The 23,168-nt window shown below is 42.6% G+C and carries 13 protein-coding genes; 6 read left to right on the top strand and 7 right to left on the bottom strand.

All coding sequences use genetic code 11. The features are described 5' to 3' along the window. Nucleotides 1-49: 49 nt before the first annotated feature. The gene (locus ACFI6G_RS08935) at nucleotides 50-1,075 is read left to right on the top strand and encodes an HD-GYP domain-containing protein (RefSeq protein WP_010430468.1); all 1,026 of its coding nucleotides are present in this window, start codon (nucleotides 50-52) and stop codon (nucleotides 1,073-1,075) included. Next, nucleotides 1,068-5,996, top strand: a complete 4,929-nt coding sequence (locus ACFI6G_RS08930; RefSeq protein ID WP_462710246.1) for an ATP-binding protein — start codon at nucleotides 1,068-1,070, stop codon at nucleotides 5,994-5,996. Before ACFI6G_RS08935 ends, ACFI6G_RS08930 begins: the two co-directional genes overlap by 8 nt. Before the next feature lie 179 nt (nucleotides 5,997-6,175). Here the strand turns inward: ACFI6G_RS08930 and ACFI6G_RS08925 are convergent, their stop codons facing one another. Next, on the bottom strand, nucleotides 6,176-7,066 hold the full coding sequence (locus tag ACFI6G_RS08925; protein WP_016768313.1) for a LysR family transcriptional regulator: 891 nt from the start codon (nucleotides 7,064-7,066) through the stop codon (nucleotides 6,176-6,178). 259 nt (nucleotides 7,067-7,325) lie between these two features. On the opposite strand from ACFI6G_RS08925, the gene ACFI6G_RS08920 reads away from it, so the two are divergent. Further along, a complete protein-coding gene (locus ACFI6G_RS08920; protein ID WP_010430460.1) occupies nucleotides 7,326-8,501 on the top strand; it encodes an MFS transporter in 1,176 nt (391 codons plus the stop codon). A 258-nt stretch (nucleotides 8,502-8,759) separates the two neighbouring features. Here the strand turns inward: ACFI6G_RS08920 and ACFI6G_RS08915 are convergent, their stop codons facing one another. From ACFI6G_RS08915 to ACFI6G_RS08905, 3 genes are all read right to left on the bottom strand, one after another. After that, nucleotides 8,760-11,516, bottom strand: coding sequence for an immune inhibitor A domain-containing protein (locus ACFI6G_RS08915; protein WP_462710245.1), 2,757 nt, complete (start codon nucleotides 11,514-11,516; stop codon nucleotides 8,760-8,762). A gap of 47 nt (nucleotides 11,517-11,563) precedes the next feature. Continuing rightward, a complete protein-coding gene (locus ACFI6G_RS08910) occupies nucleotides 11,564-11,908 on the bottom strand; it encodes a hypothetical protein (protein WP_010430452.1) in 345 nt (114 codons plus the stop codon). Between the two features lie 459 nt (nucleotides 11,909-12,367). Further along, nucleotides 12,368-13,333, bottom strand: coding sequence for a hypothetical protein (locus tag ACFI6G_RS08905; RefSeq protein ID WP_010430449.1), 966 nt, complete (start codon nucleotides 13,331-13,333; stop codon nucleotides 12,368-12,370). 153 nt (nucleotides 13,334-13,486) lie between these two features. Here ACFI6G_RS08905 and ACFI6G_RS08900 point away from each other — a divergent pair, with 153 nt between their 5' ends. After that, entirely contained in the window at nucleotides 13,487-13,951 is a 465-nt protein-coding gene (locus ACFI6G_RS08900) for an Lrp/AsnC family transcriptional regulator (protein WP_016768317.1), read from the top strand. Nucleotides 13,952-14,117: 166 nt separating this feature from the next. Further along, nucleotides 14,118-15,680, top strand: a complete 1,563-nt coding sequence (locus tag ACFI6G_RS08895; protein WP_010430446.1) for a methyl-accepting chemotaxis protein — start codon at nucleotides 14,118-14,120, stop codon at nucleotides 15,678-15,680. 186 nt (nucleotides 15,681-15,866) lie between these two features. Here the strand turns inward: ACFI6G_RS08895 and tkt are convergent, their stop codons facing one another. Further along, on the bottom strand, nucleotides 15,867-17,858 hold the full coding sequence (gene tkt / locus ACFI6G_RS08890; RefSeq protein ID WP_010430445.1) for a transketolase: 1,992 nt from the start codon (nucleotides 17,856-17,858) through the stop codon (nucleotides 15,867-15,869). An 87-nt stretch (nucleotides 17,859-17,945) separates the two neighbouring features. Next, entirely contained in the window at nucleotides 17,946-18,896 is a 951-nt protein-coding gene (tal, locus tag ACFI6G_RS08885; protein ID WP_010430444.1) for a transaldolase, read from the bottom strand. A 459-nt stretch (nucleotides 18,897-19,355) separates the two neighbouring features. Here tal and ACFI6G_RS08880 point away from each other — a divergent pair, with 459 nt between their 5' ends. Further along, on the top strand, nucleotides 19,356-20,360 hold the full coding sequence (locus ACFI6G_RS08880) for a sugar-binding transcriptional regulator (RefSeq protein WP_010430443.1): 1,005 nt from the start codon (nucleotides 19,356-19,358) through the stop codon (nucleotides 20,358-20,360). A 247-nt stretch (nucleotides 20,361-20,607) separates the two neighbouring features. Here the strand turns inward: ACFI6G_RS08880 and ACFI6G_RS08875 are convergent, their stop codons facing one another. Beyond that, nucleotides 20,608-22,911 (bottom strand): putative bifunctional diguanylate cyclase/phosphodiesterase, encoded by a 2,304-nt coding sequence (locus ACFI6G_RS08875; RefSeq protein WP_010430441.1) that lies wholly within the window; start codon nucleotides 22,909-22,911, stop codon nucleotides 20,608-20,610. Between the last annotated feature and the right edge of the window lie 257 nt (nucleotides 22,912-23,168).

Genomic DNA, 23,168 nt, shown 5'->3' with positions numbered 1-23,168 from the left:
AGCCATCTACACTATGGTTATAACTGTTTGATTTTTATACGAGGTATCAATGAGTCGGAAACCTATAGTGTTAGTCGTAGATGACACCCCAAGTAATTTGGATGTGTTAACTGCAATACTCAAAGATATCTATCAAGTCAAAGTAGCAATTAACGGTACCATTGGTATTAAAATTGCGAAAATGGTACCGCAACCCGATCTCATTCTTCTTGATATTATGATGCCTGATATTGACGGATATGAGGTGTGCCAACAGTTAAAATCACAACCGAATACTGCCCATATTCCTATCATATTCGTGACCGCTAAAATTGGGCCCGAAGCGGAGGTAAAAGGATTGGCTTTGGGGGCTGTAGATTACCTTACCAAACCCATCACACCAGCTATTGCACTTCAGCGGGTTAAGACTCACATTACACTTTATGACCAACAACGCGCGTTGTTTAGTCAGGTAAAAGAGAAAACTCAAGAGATCAATCTCGGTAAGCTAGAAACCCTGAACATATTGGGTAGAGCGGCTGAATTTAAAGATAATGAAACTGGTATGCACGTCATGCGCATGAGTCATTATTGTGAAGTATTAGCTAAAGCCTTAGGCATGACAGACGAAGATGCAGAGACTCTCCGTGATGCGGCGCCGATGCATGATATTGGGAAAATCGGCATTCCTGATAGTGTGTTATTGAAGCCCGGTAAGTTGGATGCTGATGAATGGGCTACCATGCAAAAGCACGTTGAGTATGGTGTTGAGATACTAGGTAGACAAAGCGATTCAAAGTTGATGCGAATGGCAACCCAAGTGGCGCAGTATCACCATGAAAAATGGGATGGCAGCGGTTATCCAAATCAGATCGCGGGTGAAGCTATTCCTTTAGTTGGTCGGATTGCGGCTGTTGCTGACGTGTTTGATGCTCTGACGGCTGAAAGACCTTACAAAAAAGCGTGGAGTGTTGAAGAGGCGCTTGCTCTAATTACGGAGCAGAAAGGCAAACACTTTGACCCGACAATAGTCGATTTGTTTCTCGTCAACTTGCCCGAGATACTAGCGATTAAAGAGAAGTTCAAAGATGAATAAGCGCTTTATTATATGGATTAATCAGTGTTTTATTCTCATTTCAAGCTTATCGCTTCTGATCGTTGGTTTACCACATGCTTATGCTGAAAGCGTCAGTGAAGATGATTTAACCCAGTGGTTAGAAAGCAAACCAACAGTGACCTTTATCGCGCTTTCCAGTCATTATCCTTATTCATTTATCGATGATGAAGGTGAGGTATCCGGTATTATTCGAGATTGGGCGAAAGAGTTTGAACTCAATTATGGAATTGAAACGAACTTTATAAGTGTGAACTCTCATTCCGAAGCAAAGCAGGTCCTACTTGATGGGCGTGGCGATGTTTTTCCTTTCCAGCAATTCGACCCAAGCGAAGGTGGTCGATTTCTCGCTACTAGCCCTTATATTCCCTACCAAATCGCGGTGATTCTCCCTACCGACGATCCTACTAATAATAACATCGAGCAATCTGATAAGCGTCGTATCGCCATGGTGCGAAATAGTATCGATCTAGAAAAGTCAGGAGTACAACTCAGCTCGATCGAAAGAGTTCAATTTGATACTGCTATTGATGCTATTCGTGCTCTGGAAGAAGGCTCAGTCGATGGCATGCTTGCTGAGCCAGTCACTACGCTAGATCTCGCTCACAAGAGCGGCGTATACAGTTTAGCGGTTAATTACGTTCTCGAACGCTGGAAATACATAGAAGCTTCAATGGTTGTTCGAACTAGGGACGCCAAACTGCTTGCTTTGTTAAACCAACAAATCGCAACATTTGATATTGGGAAGAAAAACCGGATTTTATCGCACTGGTTAAAAGATTCGCCCTATCGCACTCCAGTAAAAGGTGTGTTTGGATTTGGTAACCCTCCTTACATGTACCCAGAAAGTACATCTGTAGGGATTGAGCATGACATTATGCAGCGCGCGCTCAACAACATGGGATATCGACTTGGTGACGTTGTCACTCTTCCTCGTAGCGCAGCCAACCAGGCTATTGATAATAATAGTTCGATATCGTTTGTTTCAGGAATACAGGCTGATGGGGCTTCAGTACATTTTTTGAGTGATAAAATCATGGATGTTGAGTTTGTACCTATTTCGCTAAAAAGGCGCAACTTGAACCTCAACTCTGCCGAAAATTTATCGCTGGGTGCTTTGCTATTTGATGATACTTCGCCAATAAAAAACTCCGTTGAGATACTGAGAAACAAAGTCAGTATCGGTAGCCTTGAGGATATCGACAGCCTAGAATCTGCATTTTCTCAGCTACGTGCACAAAACGTCGATCTATTAATGGTTGAGAAACGGGTGCTGAGGTGGTTTGTCATGAATACCCGTTTCATTGAGATGCGTGAAATCGAACTACATGAAGATTTTAAAGTCAACTATCCGATTTATGTGGATTTTAGATCAGCTAAGCTAAGAGACAGCTTCAATGAAGCGATTAAACATCTAAAGCAAACTAATGACGAGTTTGAGCAGATACTTGAAACTCAAGTTAGGAATGATCTTACTCCAGTACTTAGGAAGGCCGACATCATTGCTCAAATATCGGCTTATTTTATTGTGAATGACCGCTTTGAAGAGCTCCCTAGGATCTTCGATATATTCGATGCTGAGCATACTTTTAGAGTGATTTCCGCACAAGCAGATAACAACAAAAGGCCTATTGAGTCTTGGTATTTAGGCGAAGATCTAGATTCCTCACTGAACAAAAAAAACACCTCCAAATTATCATCTGTGACTAAAGGCGCTGGCTATAAAACGCAAACAGGAAGTGTTAATGCAGGGTTCATGACGTTTTACTTTGATGTTAGTTCCGTCGAAAGAAATTATGTATATTTCCCTTCCATTGAACAATTTGAATCGTTTGGAGAAGGAGCACAGCGTTATATCGCCGGTGTCTATCAATCAAACAACTTGACTGGTGAGCTTCTAAATCTCAGCCAAAAAGAGCGTCAATGGATCAAGAACCATCCCGAACTAAAAGTAGGTATCGACCCCAATTCATTACCTTATGAAGCCTTGTCTAGTAAGGATGAATATATTGGAATGATTGATGATTACCTGACGTTAATTGAACAAAAAACTGGGTTACGATTGAGTCATGTTGATGTTGAAAACTGGCAAGAAACTCGCAGACTTGTTGATCACCGTCAGGTTCATCTAGTGTCTGCTGCTGTCGAGAACCGCTCGTTAGGTGAAAATGTAAAACCAGCAAAAGCGCTATTTTCTAGCCGTCTTGCTATAGCTTCACACCGAGATATTAATAGTCTTGTGCTGGAAGAAGCTTATGGATGGAAGCTTGGAATATTAGCAAATGGTGCCAATACTGAAGCTATTGTGGAAAGTTACCCAAATATTGAATGGGAGCTTGTCGATTTTACGAGAAAAGGGTTGGAGCGAGTTGAGTCTGGTGAGCTCGATGGAATTATTGACACTGTCGACGTGCTTAATTACTTGATCGATTCGTTTGGTTACCGAGGTATTGGGATCATTGGGCGATTAGATTTTTTCTTGTCACCAACATTTCATGTCATAAAGTCTGAGCCGTTATTGTTGTCAATTATGAATAAAGCGATTGAAAATATATCGGCTGAAGATCATCAAAAAATATCAGCTAAATGGGCGGCACCTAAAGCGATTGAAAAAATTGATTACCAACTGGTTTATACCATATCGGTATTCTCGATCGTGATAGTGTTGCTGATTGTATTTTGGAATAGAAAGCTATCCAAACAAATCACTATTGCCAATAACGCGACCGAAGCACTTCGCAAAGCACAAGATCAACTATACAACATCCTGAATACTTCGCCTATCGCGGCGAGTGTCATTGTTGATGACCAAGTGCGTTATGCAAATGATACGGCCAAACGCCTATTTGGGGTGGGACGAAAAGAACTCTCTTCTATCGATGTTGAAGTTGTTTATGACTCTTTGTCTGATCGTGATGCGTTTGACAAAGAGCTAGATCTTAACGGTAAAGTAGTCAACCGGGAGTTAGTGCTGAGAAAGTTTGATGGAGGCCGCTTTGTCGCGCTTGTGAGCTATTACCTATTTGAACTTGATGGGGAAGTCGCGACTCTATTTTGGGCTTTTGATATCTCTGAAATGAAGCGCCTAAATGAGCAACTTGAAGAAGAGAAAGAGAGAGCCGATCTGGCTAGCCAAGCTAAATCTGATTTCTTAGCTAACATGAGCCATGAGATCAGAACACCGATGAACGCGATTATCGGTTTGTCTTATTTGGCTATTGGCGAAATATCTAATCCTGTTGCTCGAAATTATATCGAGAAAGTGCATCGTTCAGGACATTCACTGTTAAGTATCATTAACGATATCCTCGATTTTTCTAAAATAGAAGCGGGGCAGCTATTCATTGATAGCATCCCATTTAACCCTATGGTGACCTTTAAAGATGTCATAGAACTGATGGAGTCTAAGGCGTCAGAAAAGCAACTTAACCTATCGATGTCTGTTGACCCAGAGTTAAACAGTCCAATGCTCGGCGACCCGTTAAGGCTCTTTCAAGTCATTCTTAACCTTATTGGTAATGCCATTAAATTCACAGAGTTTGGACATGTGACATTAACCGCTGTTCTACTGGAGTCTAACGATCACAGCGTGAGTATGAAGATCAGTATATCCGATTCGGGAATCGGGATATCAGAAGAGAATCGACACAAGCTCTTTCAAGCATTTAGTCAAGCTGACAGCACCACGACCCGAAAATTTGGTGGTACTGGTTTAGGTTTGAATATTAGTCAGAAACTCGTGCATGCTATGGGCAGTAAAATTTCAGTCGAGAGCGTGTTGGGTAACGGCAGTGAATTCTCTTTCCCTATCACGTTACTTAAATCGAATGCACAAGAACTTGAGCAATTTAAGTCCCAAGAATTAAAACTTGATTACCATGTTGAATTTAAAGGGCAAAGGGTACTTTTGGTTGAAGATAATGAACTGAATCAAGACTTGGCATTGGCGTTCTTGGATCGTTTCAAGCTAAACGCAGATTTGGCCGAAAATGGTCAAGAGGCCGTTTCACTAGCCAAAAATAATGATTACGAAGTCATTTTAATGGATCTTCAAATGCCAGTTATGGATGGCTTTGGAGCGACACGGAAAATTCGAGAGTTTGACATGCAAGTTCCTATCATTGCGATGTCGGCTAATGTGTTCGCTGATGCCAAACAGAGAGCAAGAGACGCAGGGGTAACAGATTTCCTAGATAAGCCGATAATCATTGATGAAGCGAGCTCTTTGCTTATTAAGTACATTGTGCCTGAGGTTATGGTTGAAGGAAAAGCTGCACCTTTAACGGATCAAGTGGTGAGCTCAGCGGAGAACGATGACCATTCCATTGATGAGAACTCTGAAGAATCTCCTGTATTCTCAAAACAGCGCTTTGAGCAACTCACTCAATCCGACGTTGAACTCCAAGATAAGCTGCTTAGAAAGTTCGACAATAGTGCACCAAAGATCATGGCAGAGGCCTTTGAGAGTCATGAGAAAGGTGAATGGGTGAATTTAGAGCGTAGCCTACATACCTTGAAAAGTATGGCAGCATCGATTGGTGGAGTACGTTTAGCAGGCTTGCTAAGTGATTTAGAGGCGAAAGCCCATGCGAAGGAGTGTCATGAGTTTGATCTTCAAGAAGGTAAACATGGTTTGCTCGAGCTCATTAAGGCTATTGAAAGTCAATTTGATAAATCACAAGTAGTTGAAGCGGTTAATCTAGGAGCTTTGTCGTCAACGGTGACAGAGAAGCAAAGAGTGAAGTTGCTCAGTCTACTTGAAGCCTACGACAACGAAGCTGCGCAATATGTGTCTGAGTTACTTGTTTTGTATCCAAGTTCTGCCGAGCTTAAAGAGGTGCAACGTGCGCTGGATGGGTATGATTTCGAGCGGGCGACTGACGTAATCCGAACTTTTCAATAATCACATAATTTGTGTTAAATCACATCAGTACTCAAAAAATTGGCCCTTTTAACTGTTTTAGTTTAGGGGCCAATAATGTTGGAGGAACCGATGAAGCTAAAGGTCAAATGCAGTTAAAGATTAAATGCAGTAAACAGCTACAATACGGTAAAATGGTCTAATCAAATCGGCAAACACACCTAATCACGGACATTTTGTTTGATTAGATCAATGACAGTATCGTATCTGTGTGGCAGTTTTCGGTTCCTCTTCTGAACCAAATACAGCGTTTCTTCTACCTTTACCTTTGGTGGTACAACGTACAGCTTATCTCTGCCTGGGAAGTGTTCAACAGCACCGGCGGGCAGTACCGTAAAGCCTAATCCTTTTGATACTGGTAGCAATATTTGATGAAGTTGATTGATGTAGCCAGACTTTGGTATTTCGTTGATGTTGATATTCGCCAAATCTTTGTCTCCGCATAAGTCGAAATACAAAGACAGATAATGGGCAGAGTCTGGGTGCGCAATTAATCCAATGTCATCCAACACTTTTGGTGTTATCTCTAAACCTGCATGGCTTTGATGGACGATTAAACACAACGCTTCTTTACCGATGACTTGGCTTTGATAATAACTGTCGTTTGGAGAATGTCTCACGATGCCGATATCTGTCGTGCCCTCAAGTAAGTCATTTAATATTTTCTTGTTGGGAGCTGCTTCTAGGTTAATGCTTAATTCTCTATGCTGTTGCTGCAATTCAAGAAGCTTTGGATAAAGGCGCAGAGATAAAGAGCCAGAGCACGAAAGGTTGCATTGCCCTGAATAAGGGTTATCAAAATTCAAAGACTCGAAAAGATCTTCTTGGTCTTTTTCCAGTTTGAGAGCATAGCGATACATAATGCGACCTTGCTCGGTAAGTTCGAAGCTCTTATTTTCCCTCGATAAAAGGTCACAATCACACACTTGCTCTAGCTTTTTGATATGTTGGCTAACTCCGGGCTGCGTCATATACAGCTTTTCGGCCGTTTGGGTAAAATGACCTACTTCAACCAGAGTCTTAAACGTGTTTAGCCAAAGCGGATTAATCATACTCATTTCCAAATCCCCAAACCTGTGAATAGCAAAATTAAAATCAACATGAATAACGAAAAATTATTATTCTATTAAGTAATGATAATTTCAACCTCAAAAAGACACTTCTATGGAAATCAAAGCAAGCTAGTGTAAAGCGAACGATATGTGTTTTTGGCTAGATACGGACGTTAATCTATTTATTGAGTAACAAAGTGTTGCGACTTTGTTGAATGTTTGGTTTATTGGCCGACTACGATCGTATTTGGGAATGAAGATGAATAGAAACGTTTGGCTGCTATCACTGTGTCAGGCCTTATTGATGACGGGTAATATATTACTGATCTCGGTGATTGGTTTGATAGGTAAACAGATCGCCCCTAGTGTCAGCATGATTACTTTACCCGTTGCTTTACAGTTTTTAGGTTTAATGGCGGCCACTATTCCCGCGTCTTTAATTTCAGGTAAGTTAGGACGAAAACGAGGGTTTAGTATTGGCAACGTAGTCGGTATTACAGGGGCAAGTCTTGCAACTTACGCGTTATCTCAACAACACTTTTATCTGTTTTGCTTCGCCACATTTTTGCTTGGGATAGGTATAGGTTTTGGCACGCTTTATCGTTTCGCTGCTATCGAAGTATGCGATGAAAATGCTCGCCATCGTGCGATTTCTATATCAATGGCAGGTGGCGTTCTTGCTGCCGTGTTAGGGCCTAACTTGGCGATTATGTCGCAACAATGGTCGCAAGATGGCTTGTATATTGGTGCTTTTGCTTCGTTGATTGGATTGAACATTCTTGCGTTGCTTATCTTACAAACCATTCAATTTCCAAGAGTCTCTTTTAATAGTCAGGCTCCCAAAGCTGATCCTTTAGGTGTGATCGTTAAAGCACCGAACTTTATTGGAGCAGTTTTTGCTGCAATGGTCGCTTATGCGGTGATGAATATCCTAATGACAGCAACACCGTTGGCAATGATTGGCTGTGGTTTTGATTTTACCAAGGCGGCTGGCGTGATTGAGTGGCATGTTCTGGGGATGTTTGTACCTGCATTCTTTACCGGATCGCTTATCGAGAAGTTTGGCTCAAGAATGATGATCTTGGCGGGCGGGATTCTGTTCGTTGTCTGTATTGCGATTAACATTCATGGCGAATCTATCTGGCACTTCAGAGCGGCCTTGGTCGTGCTAGGTGTAGGTTGGAACTTCATGTTTATCGCGGCAACAGGCTTGTTTAGTCAGTCTTACCAATCGCAAAACAAAGCCAAGGCTCAAGCATTCAATGAATTTGTTGTCTTTGGTTGTGTGACTATCACAGCGATGCTTTCTGGTTGGCTAGAATCAACAGCAGGGTGGCAGAACCTTAATATCTACGTATTACCCTTCGTATTAGCTGTGATCTTGCTGTTCGCTTTTAGCGCGCGTAAATCGCGTGTTCAAAAACAGCCAGTATGATGATTTTCTGAGCCTCCAAGCCTCCAAGCCTCCAATTAATTCAAGCTTATTATAGGTAGTACGAATCTTGTTAGATTGAAATACAGACTAATAAAAAGCCCTACCATTTGGTAGGGCTTTGCTTACGGCTTAAATAATCACGTTTTCTTAAAACTGCTGTCGTGGCTTATCTCCTGTGACAACAGTACTTAAGTTTGCTTTCAAGTCGATATGGTAGAGTCCACATCGCTATTATTGGGTTTAAAAACCTGCTGTGATTTACAGGTCGACTAAAATTGTCTTAGTCGTAATCCCACCTTGGTCATCGATTATCTTCAGTGTCACCTCGTGCTTTCCGTATGAAGGGAAGATTGACGTGAATGTGCGACCACGTTTCACCTTTCCGTTTGGAAGTGTCCACTTGGTATCAACAATACGACCATCGCTGTCTGAACTTGTAGACCACATGGTTACCCAACGCCCCAAGTGTATGTACTTCGCTCTCGCTTCTGGAAGAGCATTTGGAGACTCAACAACCACTAATGAGCTAAACGAATCGGTAGCGCCTTTGTCGTCGACAACGGTCAAGCTTACCGTGTATTCACCGGCTTGCTCGTAAGACCAAGTTGGTGTCACTTCGTTGCTTGTTGTACTGTTTCCAAAGTCCCATAGATAATTGGTGATTTCACCGTCTTGATCAGAACTGAAGTTACGTGCAGAAACGTTCCGGCCAGTAACATCGACCTCGAAGTTTGCAGTAGGGGCGACGTTGTGTTGGTTTACTTTAGATAAACGCACCACACCATATTCGTTGTTTTCACCTTGGTTGAGTATTTCAATTTCAAGGCCAAACTCTGTTAACTTACGCCCTGAGTCTGGTGCTTGAGGTGATGCGTAGTCTTCAGTATCTGAGAAGTTGGCAGTTCCAACTAAGTTGGTGTCTTCTAGTACGTCGTTATCTCCATTGACGAGGCGCATTGGTGCTTGATCACTCAGTGAGAATGCAGCATCACGCACTTGGAATCGAGTTTGAGCGACTTCTCCTGAATTCGCCCATGCCATGGCATTTTGATCTGCATCCACCACACCTAGCCAACCTTCGCCTGGGTGTTTGCCTACCCAGTTATCGGTGAGAGCTTCATCGACGTACCAAATAATGAGGCCCGGTTCGAATGAGATCAGTTGACCCATGCGTTTGATGTTGGCTAGACCTTCATCAACGTTCATGTGGCTACGCCATTGCAGCAGGTAGTAGTGTTGCGCTTGGTGGAATCCATTACTCAGCTTGTAGCCATTTAGGGCGAAGGTGGAGTTGCTTTCACCATCGTCTATTGAGGTGACTTCACCATCAACGACAACACTGAGGTTATCCAGATAGAAGCCTTCCATCGCCAAGCCACCATCGGTGATGTACTCGAATGACAGTTCTACTTCTTGGCCTACCCATTGTGAAACGTCAAACTCAGCGTCAATCCACCCGCCAGATTCGCCCCCAATAGCAGGAACGAGGCCAGTATTGTATGGGTCATCCATTGAGGTGATGTTGCCTGCGATGGCTTGTCCATTCACGAGTACCCGCGCAAAGTCGTAGTCTTTTTCAATCTCGTACCAAGTTTTGAAAGACAGCAGCGCAGATTCACCCGCTGGAATCACCAACTTGCGAGTCATGTTATTTTTCAGGTCATCGCCTTTTTGAGAGTGGAACGAATACTCTCCCTCAAAGGGTTTCAGACTTTCAATTTGCTTTTCAGGAAGATCGACCTTAATCATGTTCGGACGGTTGTTATCCGTTGTTTGGAACAACGTATAAACTTGTGGGTTGTCTTCTAGGTCATCAATTGAGATCTGGTCGTCGTTAATCCAACGTCCGCCAATCGATTTTTGTAGGAAGTGTTTTGCCCAAGAGCTGAATGCCGTTGGTTGTGTACCACCAATTTGACCAGCCCAACTGCCTGAAGACATGATTGACCAATAGGAAACCGGTTCACCTTTGCCTGTGTATTGAGTGTCATACTCATCAGGTAAGCCTAAATCGTGGCCGTATTCGTGAGCACAAACCCCGGCTGCAGCATCAATCGGCTGAATAGTGTAATCGAACGCGGCGTATTGACCACCAAAGCGGTGAGGGAGGGAACTTGAGGTGCCACTAAGAATATGAGCTTGGCCAAGATTAAAGCGGTGAGACCAAATTGCATCACGGCCTAATACGCCGCCACCAGCTTCTTCGCCTACCGATGCATGGAACACCATTAGATGATCTATCACACCATCGGGTTCGCGGAAGTTTCCGTCACCGTCGTAATCGTAACGATCTTCAATGTCGTAATCGGCAAGGTTGATACTTGGGTCTTGCGCCAGTTGATTAAGCGCTTCACGAACCAGTTCCTGTGCGTTTAAGTCGTTGTCGGTGGTAGGGGAGTTGCCACCATAGAATGACGCAGGCTTAGAAGCGCGGTACCAACCTACCGCTTGACCTGCAACGCTGTAACTATCACCTGATTCGCTTTGGTAATATTGACGCATTGAGATTAGGTTCTCGCCATTAGGTCCGATGTAGCCAGAATTTGAAAACAACAATTCTTGATAATGATTTGGATTGTAGCTCGCGTACAACATCTGAGTATGTTCTTCAGTCAGTTTGTTGTCGTCCCAGTTTAAATCAGGAAAATCAACCAGTAGAGCGAGTACTTTATCTGTACGCTTGGTGCCGACTTCCAAAGCAAAGACGCTCGCCTTTTTAACACCAGATCCTTTCTCGATGGCTTTCAGTATCTTCGCTCGTTGTTCTAGCGCTTTTTTACCGAATTGGGCATCACCTTTAAAACCAGAATTGATCTTATTCTTTAAATAACGGTCGAGCGCATCGTGTTTTGCTACATCGGTTGCGTCTTGATCAACTAAGCCTTGTCTTATTAGCATTTCAATTAGCTTGTCTTCATTAACCACGCCTAAATCAATAGGTGTCTTTGCATAACTACTGACGCTAAATAGAGCAAGCATTGCTGAAGCCAACAATGTTTTTCTCATCATTTTCATTGTATTTCCTTTTTATATTTCCATGTCGATATCAGTATCAACTTGCCTTATTCGGATCTGTTGTCCGAGTTTGGCCTAATACACTCTTGTGGTGTTATATTTAACTGACGTGTGTTTGTGGTATGTTTCGTATTTTCTATCTCTTTTATACGTTCTATTTCTTTTGTATTAGTTGTCTCTTTTCTATTTTTTGAATCAAACGGAGTGCCCTTCACTTTTTTAGCGTTGAGATAAACACGCAAAGCTTCTTGATTGTCCTCATAGGTTAAGCCAGAGCAGATAACGCCTCGTCCAATCAATGATTTCAGCAAGAGTTCATCGTTCTCAATAGTGGAAGCCTGTGACAGTGAGCAATAAAGTAGAACTATTAAAGGCATTGTTTTGGAAGACATCGTGATAAGAGCCATTAGTTTTGATTATGTAACAAAATATATTTATAAAATTAACCAATCAAATGGTTAATTTTTACAAACAATTATTCGTTCCGATTTCAACATTAAGAGTTAATATCAAATAAGATGGGTTAATTATTCTTCTGTCAGTTATTTAATGAAAGTTAATGAATAAATAGGTGATAGTTTGGTTATTAGTACTATTCATTGAAATGAACGTTATTACTCTAGAAGGTAATAAATATGAGGTTTGTCATAATCACTGTTTAATTATTTTCGTGCATTTGGAAATCTAGAAGTGAATTAAATTATAAGAGATGAATGTAACTTTAGTCGTTAAATTATTTTTAGATGGAAAGCGTGCAACAACAGAGTTTTTTGGAATAAACGAATAAGTAGTAAAAAGAGCCGAGTTAGGCTCTTTCGTTTGTATTCTAGTTAGTCATTTGGTGACAATACCTATGATTGAGAGACATCGCGATAGAAGTACCGTTCACACACTTTGGGGTTAATGCGCTTGATGACATTTGAGATCAAAGCAACGACAAGCACTGAGAATACTAATCTTCCCCAAAATATGGTGTAGAAGTCAGCCCCAATGAGCAGGATCAACAACGTATCTTCAATCAAACTGTGGAGCAAGTTGAGCAGCATGAGCGCGGTGAACACGTCTCTAGCTGAGATATGTCCTTTCTTGGCTTCGTTGATCAATAAGCCACCGCCAAACGAAAGCCCAAGCGTGATTCCGATAATCGTTAGGTTGGTTGCGTCTTTGCTGATCCCTAACAGTCTTAAGAATGGTCTCAACATTACAGCCATCAGTTTTTCAATTCCGACAAGCTTTAAAATTTTGAGTAGCAGTAATAGTGCTGAGATTACCATGAAGATAACCGCAAAACTCTTAAGCTGATCCAAGGCCCAGGTGAGGTAACTTGTATCCGTTGATACTTCCGGTTGCCAAAGCACTGTCGCGGGGTAGTTGAGTAAGTCGCCATATTGATAGCTGAGATTCAATAACCATGCTAATACCAAACTGCCGCCGACTCTGACTGATAACGTCGCCAACCAACTGACGCCTGCTTTTTTGGCTATCGCACCTTCGATTGGCAGTGAATGGGCGAGGAGCATCATGCTGCCTAATACAGAAGCCTGAGCAACAGTGAGAGGAATATCTGAGTTAATGAGAATAATGAGCCCCGCATAGATGTTGGTGAGTATGGTGGTTGCCCATACCAATCCCATCTCTTTTGGTAAGCCGACGCTTTCCATTATTGGGCTAAGCCATTCGCTAAGAATCACGATGCCGCCGAGCTCTTCAATGACCTTTATCACGATGATAATTGGAATCATGATTCGGAAAAGAGTCGAGGTGACATCGATAATCTCTTTAAGGAGTTCTTTAAAAAATTGATAGGTTGATTTCATCGTTACGACCATAGTTCGATTGTTTAGTATGAAAAGATCTTACCGTGATTGATGTGATTAAAATTTCTAAATTGAACTTTAAAGTTGCTATGGATTTTTTAATTATCGTAATATTAAAAATTATAAGTCAAAAAATTCTTGGTTTAAGAAATTATGGTAATTGATCGTATAGATAGGAATATTCTCGTTGAACTGCAGAAGAACAACCGAATTCCAAACCTCACATTGGCTGAACTGGTCGGATTGTCACCGCCTGCTTGCTTAAAGCGAGTGAAACGGCTGAGAGAAGAGGGCGTTATAGTTGGTGATGTGTCTATCATCAACCCAGAACTGACCGGCAGTAAGATTACTTTGGTTGTGTCCGTGGAAATGGAGCGTGACCGAGGGGACATTTACCAGATCTTTCGCCATTCTATTTCAAAGGCAGAAGAGGTCACGCAGTGTTATCAGATATCAGGCAGCTTTGACTTCATGTTGATTGTGACGGTCAAAGACATACAAGCCTATGAAGATTTTGTTGAGCGTGTATTGCGCAAAGATTTAAATATTCGTAAGTTTCACACGTCTGTTTCTATGAGAACGGTGAAATTCAGTACAGCTGTCAATTTAGATGAGTGATTTGGCTTTTTAAATTTGTAGGGTGAGTTCGAACTCTGTGAAGTATCTAGCTTAAATCTGTATAAATAGCAGGCATTTACGCAAAATGTGATATTCACATTTTGTCATAACTTTAATAATTGTATATATTCCTCGCCTAAAATAATAATTAACAAAAGTTAATATAATGACTGTCAGCTCATTTTCTCAATCACGTGAAACGCTTCTAAGCGAAAACGAACAACTCGTCTCAACTACCGATCTTAAAGGTGTGATTACTTACAGTAATGATGCTTTTTGTCGTATAGCAGAATATAGCCAACAAGAACTCCTAGGACAAAACCACAATGTTGTCAGGCATGGTGATATGCCCAAAGCTGCATTTGCCGATATGTGGATCAACCTAAAACAAGGTAAAGCGTGGCGTGGAATCGTAAAGAACAAAACGAAGTCCGGTGGCTTTTATTGGGTCGATGCTTATGTCACGCCAATTTACGATAATGGAAAGGTGAGTGGCTATCAGTCTGTTCGTGTTAAACCTAAGAATGAGTGGGTGCAGATTGCAGATAAGGCCTACCAAGGCTTATTGAAGGCTGAGAAGTCTGGCCGCCAATGGTCATTACAGATCAGGGATAGTGTTCGTTATGCCGTGTTATTGGGATCGTTGGCTGCGCCTCTCGTATCAAATCTAGTCGAAGTTGGGCAAATGTCGCAATGGTTTCTTAGTTTGCTTCCTGTTTCTGCATTGGCTCTGCTTTTCCGACAAGAACTCATTGATACACCGTTACAGTTAAAGAAGCTTCAGTCTAAGTTTGATAGTGTCAGTCGTCTTGTTTATTCAGGTAATAGTAAGTATTCAATCGCCGACTTCCATTTGAAGCTGTTGTCTGCGCGAATCAGAACGGTGTTAGGTCGTATGACGGATTCAGCGAAGCCATTGCAAGACTTAGCTGATAATCTCAATACGACTTCATTTGAAGTGTCAGAAGCGTTAGATCAACAAACGGAAGATATTTTACAAGTGCGTGAAGCAACTGAAGAAGTTGAAGTCACGGCGAATGAGGTCTCTTCTCGTACAGAAGAAGCGCATCAGATTGTTGATGTGACTTTGCAAACCTGTGCGGGTGCTAAAGAAAGCATTAATCAAACTCATCAAAATTTAGAAAGCTTAGCTTCACAGGCAGAGAAGGCCACCCAAACAACTTACCAACTGAGCGACCAAGCTCAAAGCGTCAGCAAGATAATGGAAGAGATAGGCGGAATCGCCGAGCAAACCAACTTGTTGGCACTGAACGCTGCGATCGAAGCGGCTAGAGCAGGCGAGCAAGGACGTGGTTTTGCGGTGGTTGCTGATGAAGTGCGTGCGTTATCGGGTCGCACTTCTAAGGCGACGGTTCAAATCAAAGAGAGCATTGATACCATGTTAGCGACGATTGAAGGTTGGCAGAAAGATATTTTGGCTAACCGAGAACAAACGGATGCGTGTGGCGATGTAGCAAAGGTAAGTGCAGAGCGCTTGTCAGAAGTTGAGAACCTGATGCAATCGATGAACGAGTTAATGCAGTCGGTTGAAAGTTCCGCACATAAGCAACGTCAGCTATCTAGTGACGTAAACCTTCATATGCAGTCTATCGCGTCAACCGCCGAGCAAAACCTAGTGGCGACACATTCAGTCAAAGATCATTCGAAAGAACTCAAAGAGCAAGTGAATGAATTCTATCAATTGGCGAAGCGTTTCGAAGAGAAATAGCGGTTAGATTTACGCCGAGTAAGAAATAAGAGAAAGCCTTGCGAAATTAGCAGGGCTTTTTTGTGAGCTAAAGGAACTGTTAACAATCAAAGACTAACAGGCAACTGATACAAAAAAGCCCCGCATTTTCATGCGGGGCTTTCTGTATGCATCAACCCATTTAAGGGTGAGACAATTTAATCAAGACTAAGCTAGAAGCTCTTTTGCTGTGTTTACTACGTTTTCAGTAGTGAAACCGAACATCTTGAATAGCTCGCCTGCTGGTGCAGATTCGCCGAACGTTGTCATACCGATGATCTTGCCACCGAAACCAACGTACTTGTACCAGAAGTCAGCGATGCCAGCTTCTACAGCGATACGTGCAGTTACGTCAGATGGAAGTACAGACTCGCGGTATTCAGCGTCTTGCTTGTCGAATGCGTCAGTTGCAGGCATAGAGACTACGCGTACTGCTTTACCTTCAGCTGTTAGTTGTGCTGCTGCTTCAACAGCAAGCTCAACTTCAGAACCAGTCGCGATCAGGATAAGCTCTGGTTTGCCTTCGCAATCTTTCAGGATGTAACCACCCTTAGCGATGTTTGCCACTTGCTCAGCGTCACGATCTTGCTGTGCAAGGTTTTGACGAGAGAAGATAAGTGCAGAAGGGCCATCTTTACGCTCAATTGCCAGTTTCCAAGCAACAGCAGACTCAACTTGGTCACATGGACGCCATGTGCTCATGTTTGGAGTCAGACGTAGAGAAGCGATTTGCTCAACCGGTTGGTGAGTAGGACCATCTTCGCCAAGACCGATAGAGTCATGAGTGTAAACTTGGATGTTCTGAGTTTTCATCAGAGCAGCCATACGCATTGCGTTACGCGCGTATTCCATAAACATTAGGAACGTTGCGCCGTAGGGTACGAAACCACCATGCAGAGCGATACCGTTCATGATAGCCGTCATACCGAATTCACGTACACCGTAGTGGATGTAGTTACCAGAGAAGTCATTTGCTTCAAGAGACTTAGAACCAGACCACATAGTCAGGTTAGAAGGCGCAAGGTCAGCAGAGCCGCCCATGAATTCAGGTAGCATAGCACCGAACGCTTCTAGAGCATTTTGAGATGCTTTACGTGATGCGATGTTTGCTGGGTTAGCTTGAAGATCGGCGATGATTGCTGATGCTTTCTCTTCCCATTCAGCAGGAAGGTCACCGTTTACGCGGCGTTTGAATTCAGCTGCCAACTCAGGGTATGCTGCTTCATAAGCTGCAAGTTTCTCGTTCCACGCTGCTTCCTTAGCTGCGCCTGCTTCTTTCGCATCCCACTCTGAGTAAACTTCCGACGGAATTTCAAAAGGACCGTGCTCCCAACCTAGTTGCTTACGAGTTGCTGCGATTTCATCAGCGCCTAATGGTGCACCGTGACAGTCGTGCGTACCTGCTTTGTTTGGAGAACCAAAGCCAATCACTGTTTTAGTACAGATTAGAGTTGGACGAGGGTCTGCTTTAGCTGCTTCGATAGCCGCGTTGATAGCGTCAGCATCGTGGCCATCAACGGCTGGGATTACGTGCCAGCCGTAAGCTTCGAAACGCTTAGGTGTATCGTCAGAGAACCAACCTTCAACTTCGCCATCGATAGAGATACCGTTGTCATCCCAGAAAGCAACCAACTTACCAAGACCTAGCGTACCTGCTAGAGAACATGCTTCGTGAGAGATACCTTCCATCAGACAGCCATCACCCATGAATGCATAAGTGTAGTGGTCTACGATGTCGTGGCCTTCTTTGTTGAACTGTGCCGCAAGTGCTTTCTCAGCCATCGCCATACCAACAGCGTTAGTGATGCCTTGACCTAGAGGGCCAGTAGTCGTCTCGATACCTGGTGCGTAGCCGTACTCTGGGTGACCTGGAGTCTTAGAGTGCAGTTGACGGAAGTTCTTAAGATCTTCAATTGAAAGCTCGTAACCTGCTAGGTGAAGCAGAGAGTAAATCAGCATTGAGCCGTGGCCGTTAGACAGGATAAAACGGTCGCGGTCAGCCCACTCTGGGTTTGCTGGGTTGTGGTTTAGGTGAGAGCGCCAAAGTACTTCAGCGATGTCAGCCATGCCCATAGGAGCGCCTGGGTGACCAGAGTTTGCTTGTTGTACGCCGTCCATGCTTAGAGCACGAATAGCGTTAGCTAGATGTTTGCGATTCATAAGAACTTCCGAATAAAAATTAAGAAAAACAAAATTGATAAAAGTAGGGGAACTGAACGTTCCCCTATTTGAATTTGGTAAGAGTGATTACAGCTTAGCTGCAATCATGTCTTCTAGTTTGCCTTGGTCAACTGCGAAGTTGCGGATGCCTTCAGCTAGCTTCTCAACAGCCATTGGGTCTTGGTTGTGATCCCATAGGAACTCAGCGTGAGTCATCGCTGCAGGGCGCTCTTTAGTACCGTTAGAGTCGATTAGCTTCTCTACTACTTCGCCTTCTGCTGCTTCTAGGTCTGCTAGAAGTTGAGGAGCGATCGTCAGACGATCACAGCCTGCAAGTTCAAGGATCTCGCCGATGTTACGGAAGCTTGCGCCCATAACAACAGTCTTGTAACCGTGGTCTTTGTAGTAGTTGTAGATGTCTGAAACAGAGATTACACCTGGATCTTCTGAAGCTTCGAAATCACGACCTTCTTTCGCTTTATACCAGTCCATGATGCGACCAACGAAAGGAGAGATTAGGAATACGCCAGCTTCAGCACAAGCACGAGCTTGAGCGAAAGAGAATAGAAGCGTTAGGTTACAGTTGATGCCTTCTTTCTCTAGGATTTCAGCAGCACGGATACCTTCCCAAGTAGAAGCCAGTTTGATAAGGATACGGTCGTTAGTGATGCCAGCGTCGTTGTACATTTTGATAAGTTGACGAGCTTTAGCAACGCTGCCTTCCATGTCGTAAGAAAGACGAGCATCTACTTCTGTAGAAATACGGCCAGGTACAACTTTAAGGATTTCTTTACCGATGTTTACGTTAAGCATGTCGCAAGTGTCTTGAACTTGCTGTGCTTTGTCATCGCTTTGCGCTTTAGCGTATTCGATAGAAGCATCGATTAGAGGTGCATACTCAGCAATTTGAGCAGCTTTAAGAATTAGAGATGGGTTAGTTGTCGCGTCTTCTGGAGTGTACTTACTGATAGCTTCGATATCGCCAGTGTCAGCTACAACAGTTGTTAGTTTACGAAGTTGCTCTAATTTATTGCTCATTTTGATCATCCTATGTATCGCATAACACCCCTTTAACGGGAGAGGTGCGGGCATTTGCAAGCTAACTAATGAAGCGCTCAATGGTTGTACCAGTGAGCCGAACTTACATTAATTTAAATTTTTCTCCGAACGAACATTTGCACAGAACATTTGATCGCTCGATGAGTAAATGATGTAGCCATATTTATCCGTTCTAGCCCCAAAGTCAACGGTAAATAGTGCTGTATGGTGACTTTAGTCAAATATATTTCGCTCTAGTAATCATGGGGACTATAAGCAAACGTTTAACAGCTAATATGGCGTTAATTTGTCACCGTTAAAAACCTGGTTAACACCCTGAACAAATGTTCCTTGTTGTTACATATGATCAGGGTGTAAACTTGTGTATCACATGCTTAAGCATCGAACATTAGTCCTCCAAGCAGGTAAAATAATTGTTAAATATTGGTTGAGTGGTATATGAGTAAGAATATCCAAGATGTTTCCGAAGAAAACACTGATCTCCTCACTGAAGTCGCGGTCGCTTATTATCAAGATGGCGCGACTCAAGAAGAGATTTCCAAAAAGTTCTCTATTTCTCGTGCAAAGGTTGGTCGAATGCTCAAACAAGCCAGAGATGAAGGTATTGTTGAGATAACCGTGAAATATCACCCAGTATTCAGTGCCAAGATAGAACAGCGTTTGATTGAACGTTTTGGTGTGAAGCGTGCTCTGGTTGCGTTAGACCAGCCGAATGAAGAACAACAACGTCTTCAAGTAGCAGGCTTGGTGTCTAATTATCTTACCAGCACATTGAAAAATGGCATGGTGGTGACGGTTGGCCAAGGCCGAAACGTATCGTCGGTTGCTCACCATACTGGTGTTATCACGCCACGTGACTGTAAGTTTGTATGTGGCATCGGCGGTATTCACCCGAGAGGTGGTATGTTTAACGCCGACCATATATGCAGACAGTTGGCTAAGAAGTACGGCGGTTCATCAGAAACCTTATACGCCCCCGCTTATGCAGAGAATAAAGCACAAAAAACCGCGTTTATGGAGAACAGCACCGTTAAGCAAACACTCGATCTAGCTCGTAAAGCCGATGTCGCATTAGTGGGTATTGGTGATATGAGTGAAAACAGCTATATGGTCGATTTAGGTTGGTTTACACCTGGTGAAGTCGTTCAATCGAGGTTGTTACAAGGTGTCGTCGGTGACTTTGCGGGTTACGACTTTTTCGATGTACACGGCAAAGCTGCCAATACAGTAATGAGTGACCGTGTGATTGGTTTGGCCTTGGAAGAATTTCGCCCAATTGCTGAAGTTATTGCTATTGCAGCTGAGAACAGTAAACCTCTCGCTCTATTAGGCGCACTAAGAACTGGTGTGGTAGATGTGATTGCAACTAGTGTAAGTAATGCTTTAACGGTACTTAACTTGGATGAGCAAATGAAGCATGTTGAACTGATTGATAAAAACTAAAGAGAAGACAAAGGAGATATACTTTATTGTCCTATCCCTTGTTGTTCTTACGAATGCTCTGCTCCAGTCAAAATGGATATTTTACCTAAGCGACATTTATTCAGGAGAATGGATAATATGTTTCTTCTTGCTCGTCATGGTTCAAATCAGTAGTGATTGTACTCACTTAACTCAGTGTCCAAAACTGTTGGTGTTGATCAGATTTTAGTATCAGTAATATGCGACTATTTATACCAAATAATCAAAACTAAGATAGAGACACGGTTAGATCCGTTTCCTCAGTTAGAGTGGTGGCTAAAAACTGACATAGTTGATCGTAAGGAATAGGTCGTGAGAAGTAATAGCCTTGCATTAAATCGCACCCACACGCCTTTAGAATAGAGAAGTGTTCGTTGGACTCTACGCCTTCTGCCAATACCACCATGCCAAAGTTTTTGCCTATCGCAATGATGTTTTGCACCATCGTGAGCGACTGTTGGTCTATAGCGATGTTCTCAATGAAACTCTTATCAATTTTAAGCTCATTAATAGGGAGAACTTTCAGCATACTTAATGAGGAGTAGCCGGTACCGAAGTCATCGAGAGATATTTTTATATCCTTCTCTTTCAAGGCTTGGAAAATAGGTTTCACTAAGGTTACGTCCTCAATGAATAGGCTTTCGGTAATCTCTAATGTTAGGCAATGAGCAGAAAATTGATATTTTTCTAACGTAGCGAGTAAGTGTTCAGAGAACGACTTATGAGAAAACTGGCGAACCGATATATTAATCGACAATCCAATGTTTTGTTCAGTCGTTCTATGTAGATGAGCGATTTGCATGACGCTCGATTCAATGATGAAAGCGCCCAATTTTTGCATTAAGCCAGTACTTTCAGCTATGGGTACAAAGACATCGGGCGGAACAAATCCAAGCTCGTCATCAATCCAACGCACCAGTGCTTCAACGCCATGAATGCTCTTATCGGTGCGGACCAGTGGTTGAAAAACCATAAATAGAGTTTGTTTTTCGATAGCAATGCGTAGTCTTTGTTCCACTCGCATTTTGTAGATATGGGCATCTTGCATTTCTGTCGTAAAAATACTGTATGAGTTTTGCTGTTGTTTTGCTTTGTACATTGAAATGTCGGCAGAACGGAGCAAGCTATCTAAATCTTTCCCGTGTTCAGGGAAACGAGCGATACCAATGCTACAGCCTAACAAAAACTGCGAATTTTCAACTTCATAAGGTTGAGATAGCACATCAATAATTCTTTCTGCGAGCCGTTTAATCTCGGGTTCGTTGGTTAATGGCGTTAAGAACAAAAACTCATCACTGGATTCCCGTACCACTAAGCTCAAGCGTGAGCGGAATCTCATTAAACGCAATGCAATCTGTTTGAGTACTTTGTCACCGAAATCGTGTCCGTGAGTATCGTTAACGCATTTAAAATTATCGATGTCGATAAATAGTAGAGAGAATTGCTCTGACTCATTTTTTACCCAATTATGAATGTTTCTTCGCATGTATAAGCGATTGGGTAGGGACGTTAATGGGTCGTGATTAGCTTGGTAAATGAGTTGGCTTCGGGTTCGTTGCTCGTTCTTGGCGATTGATTTAACCAAAAAGTAGAAACCTAGCTGTAGAAAGATAAAGATAATGAGAAGAATACCGAACTCATTGATAAAGATGTTATCGACATAAGAGAGCTCAGTACGACCAACGACCCAAAGTTTGTAATCTGGGATGTATTTAGCGCTTAACAAAGCGTGGTACTTCTCGTCACTGATGACAAAAGAATAGGTGTTTTTTCCTGTTGCAGCGTCTTTGATGCTTATGCCAATTTGCTCATTAAAACTCTTAGAGATGCGTTTCATTACATCCTGCCCAACGGGATCTGAGTAGGCATCGAGTGATTCGATATCGCTGGAAAAAAACTGTCGGTAGTTGTCGAGTCGAAGTAACGTTAATGTGTTGTAGCTACCGGCGTGCGCATTGTTTTCAAAAACTATTGTGCTGTCCAAACGTAAGCCAGCAGTCATAACCGCAGCAATATTTTTGCCATCGATTGAAATAGACTTCCTCATTGGGATAATGAGGCTGTTTAAAGATTCTTGAAAGTAAGTACGACCCAACACCATTTTCTCGCTCGCCATAGCGTCCAAAAATGAAGATCTTGTTTCTTTGTACTGGAGCAGATTTTTCTGGTCAGATAGTTGAAGATTTGAGCTAATTGAAAGGTAATCACCTTGAGTATTGAGTAAGCCAAATGCAGCAATAGCAGGGTGTGTATCAAGTAATTTATCTAGAATAGGTCGAATTTGAATCGAAGCCGTCCGTGTAAAGTCAGACTGCTGGGCTAACTGGTGCCCAACTACTTCCAATAAGGCTTCTTGACTGGTTAATAGTGAGCTGACAGAGCTTGAAAATAGCTCAACTTGAATATGCTGCTGCTCTGTGAAGTCATTTCTGTTTGACTGCCATTTAGTGACGCCCAGCCCAGCGAAAAGCATCAGGGTAAGCAGTACGATCAGAGCGTACAGCGACCAGATGTTTTTCTTAAATAGAGCCATAGGGTGCCTTTTGTTAGTTACTTCTTTTAACTGATTGCAAGTGACAAACTATTAGGTTGTCAGCGTTGTGCGTGTAACAAATCGATGAATAAAGTATCAAGGATTAAATAGTGTAACGACTACAAGCTGAGATTCTTGAGCGAAATATTAACTACAAAAATAACGATAACGATTAACCTAGAGCTGATCACAGTTTTTACTTATCAAACAACCACGCTTTCGAATCAACCGTTTTTAGATTGTGCTAGTTTCAAACT

The sequence above is a fragment of the Vibrio sp. PSi01 genome, assembly GCF_054960695.1.
Note: the sequence above shows the minus strand (reverse complement) of the source record. Positions and strands in the feature narration are given on the sequence as shown.